Here is a 5,620-nt window from a genome sequence, read left to right on the forward strand (position 1 = left end):
GTCTGCTCTGTTCCCCGGAAATTCCAACTTGGGATGAATTACAGTATTTTCTGAAAGCTGGAAGTAAACATCGCGCATTGCGCAAAGATCAAGATATCAACCACATTCACTGGGCAACCACACGACGTCCCACAGATAAAAGCCTTATGGCCTTTGCCATAGATCACAGATCTCAATTAGAAGACATGGCTGATCGCGCAGGGGTATCCCGTGATCGCATCCCAGCGCTTAAACAGCTCGCGGTGAAAGCTGCCAGTAACGTTGCTCAGGGTCGTCCGAACTATGGTATGCTTCTAGACAGTACCTATGGTGTCAAAGCACTTTTTGACGCCGAAAAAGAACCCTTATGGATTGGCCGTCCCGTCGAATTACCCGGATCACACCCTCTGGACTTTGACAAGATTAAAGACTTGGGATCACACCTGAACGAATGGCCCGTTGACCATGTTGTCAAATGCCTTTGCTTCTACCACCCTGACGACGAAAAAAACATCAGAGAACAACAAGAGAAATCTCTTTTGCGTCTTCATGAAGCAGCCAGAAAAATTGGACGCGAGCTTCTTATTGAAATTATCGCGGGCAAAAACGGTCCTCTTGGCGACGAAACTGTTTCAAAAGTCATGTCCCGACTTTACGAACTGGGCATCAAGCCGGACTGGTGGAAACTGGAACCACAAACCAGCAAAATTGCCTGGCAAAATATCAGCAAGGTGATAGAGGAAAATGACGTTTATTGCCGGGGCATTGTTCTTCTCGGACTTGAAGCTCCTGAAGAACAGCTAAGAGAAGCCTTTGCCTCGGCAATATCGTCTCCTTGGGTCAAGGGTTTTGCCGTGGGCCGTACAATCTTTGCCGAAGCGGCCAATGCATGGTTACAAGGAGAGATTGATGACGAAGCCGCAATCGCAGACATGGAGAATAAATTCCAACGTCTGACAGATTCCTGGATCGAAGTAGAAAAAGCTACGCGCTTTTCCTAAGTAGGAACACCCTGACAACAAGAACTGAAACCCAAGAAACAAAATATGTCATACTTCATTTTGCTTACAGAATAGAAGTCTGAACAGACCGGATTAAGACAGATGAAAACGATACGATTAACAATGGCGCAAGCTGTTGCCCGATTTTTAAGTGTTCAGAAAATTGAAATTGATAACAAGGTCGAACCTATCTTTGCCGGAGTATGGGCAATCTTTGGGCATGGAAACGTCACAGGAATGGGTGAAGCTCTCTATCAGGTTCAGGATAAACTTCCCACATACCGGGCGCACAATGAACAAGGTATGGCACACGCAGCGATTGCCTTTGCCAAATCAAAGCAACGCCAACGTATGATGGCCTGTACAACCTCCATTGGCCCCGGCGCAACAAACATGGTCACGGCTGCTGCATTGGCCCACGTCAACCGCCTACCACTTTTACTGTTACCCGGTGATGTTTTTGCCAACAGAAATCCTGACCCCGTCCTTCAACAAATCGAAAACTTTGGGGATGGTACAATCTCGGCAAATGATTGTTTCAAGCCCGTATCCAGATACTTTGATCGCATCACACGTCCTGAACAGATTATACCCGCCCTAAACAGAGCCATGAATGTTCTCACAGATCCGGCTGATTGTGGTCCTGTAACATTGTCCCTTTGCCAAGACACCCAAGCCGAAGCCTATGATTACCCAGAAAGTTTCTTCGAAGAAAAGATCTGGTACATTCGGCGTCCTACTGCTGATGTCAAAGAACTCGAAATAACGCTTTCATCTTTGAAGGAAGCCAAAAAACCTTTGATAATTGCAGGGGGTGGCGTCCACTATTCCAAAGCATGTGATGCTCTTCGATCTTTTGCAGAAAAGCATAAGATACCCGTCACAGAAACGCAGGCAGGGAAATCAGCCCTTCCCCACGATCACCCAATGAACATGGGGGCAATCGGCGTAACAGGTACCTCCGCCGCAAATAAACTCGCCGAAGAAGCCGACCTCATCCTCGCTGTCGGAACGAGACTTCAGGATTTCACAACCGGATCGTGGGCACTTTTCAAAAATCCAGATCGTCGGTTTATTGGTATCAACGTACAAAGTTTTGATGCCACAAAACATCGGTCTCTGCCGTTGGTTGGTGATGCCCAAAGTACGTTACAACAGCTAAGTACAAAGCTTGAGAATTGGCAGGCACCGGATGAGTGGGCCACCTTAGGACACAACGCATACCAAAGTTGGCTTAATGACGCCAACAAGGTTACAGCCTCAACGCCCGATCTTTATCCCTCTGATGCCCAAGTCATCGGTGCTGTTCAACGATCATCCCCCAAAGACAGCATTGTTGTCTGTGCAGCTGGGGGATTGCCCGGCGAATTACATAAACTATGGCAGGCCTCGGTGCCCGGAACTTACCATGTTGAATATGGCTATTCCTGTATGGGGTATGAGATTGCAGGCGGCCTTGGCGTCAAGCTTGCCAATCCAGACCAGGAAGTCATCGTCATGGTTGGCGATGGCTCTTATTTGATGATGAATTCCGAAATTGCCACCTCTGTGCTACTCGGGCAGAGACTAACAATTGTCGTTCTGGACAACCGTGGCTATGGATGCATCAATCGCCTGCAACGGGGCACAGGAAACCCTTCGTTCAACAATCTATTGGAACATACCAATCATCAATCCTTGCCAGATATTGATTTTAAAGCCCACGCAGAAAGTTTGGGAGCAAGTGCGTCAAAAGTCAGCACAATTGATGAGTTGGAAGCAGCGTTAGAACAAGCCAAAAATAAAGATAAAACTACCGTCATTGTGATCGATACAGATCCATTGGCTTCGACAGAAGCTGGCGGGCACTGGTGGGATGTCGCCGTTCCGGAAGTATCATCAGACAAAAATGTAAACTCTGCGCGTAAAAACTATGAAACCGCGCTCAAGCAACAACGTATCGGAGATTAAATTCATGACCATTCGCATTGGGGCCAACCCTATTGGTTGGTCAAACGATGACATGACGGAACTCGGTGGTCATATTCCGCTTGAACAATGTCTTCGTGAAGCGCAGGAAGCCGGGTTTGTCGGTATGGAACTTGGCAACAAGTTCCCGCGCAAAAGTGAAACACTAAAGGCTACGCTTGCTGAATACGGCCACAGCCTTGTGTCCGGTTGGTATTCTTCTGAACTGTTAACACGCAGTGTCAAAGATGAGCTTTTGAACCTGCGGCCACATCTGGATCTTCTAAAAGGTTGTGGTGCTGACGTTCTGGTTTTTGCCGAAACATCAAACGCCATTCACGGCGACATAAACATCCCCCTTTCCAAACGACCTGTCTTACATGACAAAGATTGGGTCGAATTTGGTAACCGGGTGACAGAGATCGGTGACGCGACTTTGGCCGAAGGTGTCCGCCTTGTGTATCATCATCACATGGGTACCATTGTGCAATCCGAAGAAGACATTCACAATTTTATGCGTGTCACAGGGCCTTCAGTCCATTTGCTTTTGGATACAGGACACGCAACATGGGGCGGGGCTGATCCCGCGACACTGGCAGGGCGTTACAAGGATCGGATCAGTCATGTACACACAAAAGACATCCGCTCGGATATAATGAAAAAAGCAGCCGACAAGAATATGAGCTTCCTTGAAGCTGTAATTGCCGGTGTCTATACTGTCCCCGGCGATGGTATGATTGATTTCACCACCACACTTAAAGAACTTCAGGGGTATCAAGGCTGGGTCATCGTCGAGGCTGAACAGTATTCAGAAGAAACTTCAGCGCTTAGCTTTGCAAAGCTGGGCTATGCCAATTTGGTCAAGTACCTGCAGGAAGCCAACCTTTTAGATTAACAGTCCAAGCAAATAACCACTCACCCCCACAATCGCACGAGAAACAATCATGAGCCACCTACTTGTAAAGCCATCAGCGCCCGACAACAGCGGAAAAATTATCGAAGTTACCCCTGAAAGTGCCGAGTGGACGTATGTTGGCTTTGATGTGCACAAGCTTTTAAAAGGTCAAACCATTTCAGAACAGACAACGGATCGTGAAGTCTGTCTCGTCTTTGTGTCCGGGAAAGGCAAGGTAAGTGTGGATGGTCAGGATTTTGGATCTCTTGGCGAACGCATGTCCCCCTTCGAAGGCGATCCTTGGTCCGTTTATATTCCCGGAGGCTGCAAATGGTCTTTAACCACAGAAACCGATGTCGAACTGGCCGTATGCTCTGCCCCTGTAACATCCACATCTGACGAACGGTTGGAACCCCGTGTAATTTCACCGGGAAAAGCAAGTAGAGAAACACGGGGAGAAGGCACAAACATTCGGCATGTTGCCAATATTCTGCCCGAAACAGAGCCCGCAGACAGCCTGCTTGTTGTCGAAGTCATAACTCCTGGCGGGCACTGGTCTTCCTACCCGCCTCACAAACATGATCAAGATGCATTGCCAAATGAATCCTTATTGGAAGAGACTTATTATCACCGCCTAAATCCATCACAGGGTTTTGCCTTCCAGCGTGTTTATACTGATGACAGATCACTGGATGAAACTTTTGCTGTAGAAGATCGTAATGTCGTTTTGGTACCAGAAGGTTATCACCCCTGTGGTGCTCCCCATGGGTACGATCTATACTATCTCAATGTGATGGCTGGCCCCAAGCGAATTTGGAAATTCCATAACGACCCAGATCATGAATGGATGTTAAAATAAATTTCGCGATAGCTATGCTGTGATGACAAAGGCAATTGCGGAACAAACATGGACTTGGTATCTTCGCAAAGGATCCTCTCTTGATCCACAATCCAACGATTTTAAAAAGAACGCTAACGTTTCCAGTTTTCTAGGCGCGAATATGCATAAATGGCTGATTGCCAACGACTATAACGTTTCTAATACACCAGCGACAGACACAAAGAGCTTACTTAGAATGTTATTGAGCGACCGTTTCGAAGCTGTTCTGGCAAACGAACTTGTTATGGATCGGCTCTTACATAAAACTGATCAGCTTGAACATGTTCGAAAAGTGGACCTAAAAAACAAACCTCTTGGTGTATATTTTTCGAACCGCTTTTTACTTCATAATCCGGGTTTTATAGAACGCTTCAATGAAGAAGTTACGCCCTGCCGGAAAAAGAATGATACCATTGCAGGGTATGGCACGCTCACCTTCTTGACCCACACAAAATTACGAAAAATATCCCCCCTCTTGCTTAAACGCCTGTAGTATCACGTAATAACTTTTCAGATTCCCTAATTTCCAAGGGCTTATGCCAAAAGTACCCTTGACCAATAACAGCCCCCAGCTCCAAAGCTGTTAACCTCTGCTTTTCGGTTTCAACACCTTCAACAACAACAGATAAGGCATACGCAGAAGCTATATCAATAACCGACTTGAAAACTGTATCAGTAGATTTATCTTCGCCAAGACTCTTCACAAACGCTCTATCAACTTTTAGTCCTGTAATGGGTAATCTTTGTAAATAGCTCAAAGATGAATAGCCTGTTCCAAAGTCATCTAGAACAGTTTTAAAACCCTTGTCCTGTAATTGCTTTAAAACATCAATGGCTCTCTCCTCATCTGCGGAAATAGATTCTGTTACCTCTATCTCAATCGCAGATGTACCAATGCCCGCATTTTCAATAATTGAC

6 protein-coding genes are annotated in these 5,620 nt (G+C 46.5%); 5 read left to right on the forward strand and 1 reads right to left on the reverse strand.

Annotated features, from left to right (window positions below):
• The 5 genes from Q0241_RS20695 to Q0241_RS20715 all read left to right on the forward strand — a co-directional run.
• On the forward strand, positions 1-980 hold a 980-nt coding region (locus Q0241_RS20695), incomplete at its 5' end, for a 2-deoxy-5-keto-D-gluconate 6-phosphate aldolase domain-containing protein (RefSeq protein ID WP_299380981.1).
• A 102-nt stretch (positions 981-1,082) separates the two neighbouring features.
• A complete protein-coding gene (gene iolD, locus Q0241_RS20700) occupies positions 1,083-2,930 on the forward strand; it encodes a 3D-(3,5/4)-trihydroxycyclohexane-1,2-dione acylhydrolase (decyclizing) (RefSeq protein ID WP_299380982.1) in 1,848 nt (615 codons plus the stop codon).
• 4 nt (positions 2,931-2,934) lie between these two features.
• On the forward strand, positions 2,935-3,822 hold the full coding sequence (iolE, locus tag Q0241_RS20705) for a myo-inosose-2 dehydratase (RefSeq protein ID WP_299380983.1): 888 nt from the start codon (positions 2,935-2,937) through the stop codon (positions 3,820-3,822).
• Positions 3,823-3,871: 49 nt separating this feature from the next.
• A complete protein-coding gene (gene iolB / locus Q0241_RS20710; protein WP_299380984.1) occupies positions 3,872-4,681 on the forward strand; it encodes a 5-deoxy-glucuronate isomerase in 810 nt (269 codons plus the stop codon).
• Between the two features lie 22 nt (positions 4,682-4,703).
• The gene (locus Q0241_RS20715; protein WP_299380985.1) at positions 4,704-5,195 is read left to right on the forward strand and encodes a hypothetical protein; all 492 of its coding nucleotides are present in this window, start codon (positions 4,704-4,706) and stop codon (positions 5,193-5,195) included.
• Here Q0241_RS20715 and Q0241_RS20720 read toward each other — a convergent pair.
• Positions 5,182-5,620: EAL domain-containing protein (locus Q0241_RS20720; RefSeq protein WP_299380986.1), on the reverse strand; the 439-nt coding region annotated here is incomplete at its 5' end. The two genes, Q0241_RS20715 and Q0241_RS20720, sit on opposite strands and share 14 nt — an antisense overlap.

This window comes from uncultured Kiloniella sp. (genome assembly GCF_937128705.1).
GTDB lineage: Bacteria > Pseudomonadota > Alphaproteobacteria > Kiloniellales > Kiloniellaceae > Kiloniella.

Coding starts and splice junctions, on each gene's coding strand:
- iolD (WP_299380982.1), top strand. CDS start 1,083: ATGAAAACGATACGATTAACAATGGCGCAAGCTGTTGCCCGATTTTTA.
- iolE (WP_299380983.1), top strand. CDS start 2,935: ATGACCATTCGCATTGGGGCCAACCCTATTGGTTGGTCAAACGATGAC.
- iolB (WP_299380984.1), top strand. CDS start 3,872: ATGAGCCACCTACTTGTAAAGCCATCAGCGCCCGACAACAGCGGAAAA.
- Q0241_RS20715 (WP_299380985.1), top strand. CDS start 4,704: ATGACAAAGGCAATTGCGGAACAAACATGGACTTGGTATCTTCGCAAA.